This window comes from Nonomuraea guangzhouensis, from assembly GCF_019396345.1.
Classification (GTDB): Bacteria; Actinomycetota; Actinomycetes; order Streptosporangiales; family Streptosporangiaceae; genus Nonomuraea; species Nonomuraea guangzhouensis.
The window spans coordinates 1-1,489 of the sequence record NZ_JAHKRM010000105.1; the positions used below are offsets into that span (position 1 = coordinate 1).

Annotated in this window: 3 protein-coding genes; all 3 read right to left on the bottom strand. The window is 70.4% G+C overall.

What is annotated here, in order from left to right:
• Window positions 1-312 (bottom strand): hypothetical protein (locus tag KME78_RS63585; protein ID WP_219539945.1); only part of this gene is annotated, 312 nt, incomplete at its 3' end.
• Window positions 309-1,217 carry a hypothetical protein gene (locus KME78_RS63590; protein ID WP_219539946.1) on the bottom strand — a complete coding sequence of 303 codons (909 nt, stop codon included), beginning with the start codon at window positions 1,215-1,217 and terminating at the stop codon, window positions 309-311. The genes KME78_RS63585 and KME78_RS63590, both read right to left, overlap by 4 nt.
• Window positions 1,214-1,489 (bottom strand): RNA polymerase sigma factor (locus KME78_RS63595; protein ID WP_219539947.1); only part of this gene is annotated, 276 nt, incomplete at its 5' end. The genes KME78_RS63595 and KME78_RS63590, both read right to left, overlap by 4 nt.

Sequence of the window (1,489 nt, forward strand, 5' to 3'; positions counted from 1 at the left end):
CCTGGTGGCGTCGCCGTAGCCCCACTGCAGGAGTTGGGTGACATCGAACAGGCGCCTGTCGAGCAGGCCCTTGGCGATCAATGGCTTGGCGTCGGACGGGATCACGTACAGGTGGCCCCCGCGCACCTGCCCTGTGAACGTCACTTCGCGGCTGTCGCCGGGCGTCACGTGGTATCCCTTGCCGGCCACCATGACGCGGTCACCAGTGATGAGGGTGACCACGTTCCCGGCGGGTCCGGCGTCCGCCTGGGCGGCCGATAACGGCGTCGCGGTCGTCGCCGCCAGCAGCAGCGTGCCGATCAGCGCCTTCACGAGGTGCTCCCGTCGTTCACGGGGCAGCCGTACTTGCCCAGGATGGTCCGCCTGAGCTCCTCGTCCATCGGCTGCTCGCTGACGTTGAGGCTGGCCTTGCCGTATTCGTACAGCCAGCCGCCGGTCACGTACATGGAGTCGGGCACCGACGTCTTGAGCTCCGCATCGGTGCTCCGCTCGCCGGGCTTCTTGACCGAGAACTCGCCGATGGACAGCCCGAGCCCGGCCAGGGTCTGGCGGACCTCGCTCACCCGGTGGTTGAGGAACGGCTTGCAGTGCATGGGCTCGCCCGGGGCGTCCAGCATGCCGGTGACCGTGTACTCCTCCCCGGGACGGGCCTGGCGGCCGAGCAGGATGTCGGCCTTGCCGGTGAAGTCCTTGGCGATGGTGAGCCCGATCGGGCAGCTTCGGCCGAAGTCGACGAGGTCGCAGTTCTTGGGCCGGTCGATCGTCTTGATCTTGTCCGCGTAGGGGAACGGGCCCCCGTTCCAGTCGGGCGTCTGGGTGGAGATCTCGCCCACGAAGGACGGCGTGACCGGCGCGACCCTGAGCGAGATGTCCACGCCCGCGTCCTTGAGCTGGGTCTGGTACACCTCGGGGCTGGCGTACAGGTCCTTGACCTCGATCAGGTAGTGGTCGCCCTCCTCCTTGATGTCCAACGCGGAGGCGGGTACGGCGCCGAAGACGACCATGGCCGACCAGCCCGCCGCGGCGACCGCCGCCGCGATCGGCAGCGCCAGCAGCGGCCGCCACCGTGGGCGCCACCGTGGGCGCCACCGTGGGCGCCGGGCATTGGGCTCGGGCTCGGCCGTGTCCATGATCTGGGTCAGCATCTCCCGCGCGGCCGGGGTGAGCCCGGGGCCGGGGTCGGGGGCCAGGGTCTTGACGACGTCGTCGGGGGTCATGCGCTCTCCTCGGCGAGGCTCACGGCACGCGGGCCGTACGTGCTCAGGTCGATGTCGATGGCGGCCAGCTCGGTGGCCAGGCGCTTACGCGCACGATGCAGGCGCTGGCGGACCGCCACGCGCGAGCAGCCCAGCACCTTGGCGATCTCGTCGGTGCCGAGCCCTTCCCAGCCCATCAGCGACAACAGCTCCCTGTCGTCGTCCGACAGGCGCGCGAACGCCTGCCTGGCCCCCTCCGGCGCCCGGTCCGGCGCCGTACTGTCGTAGGCGGA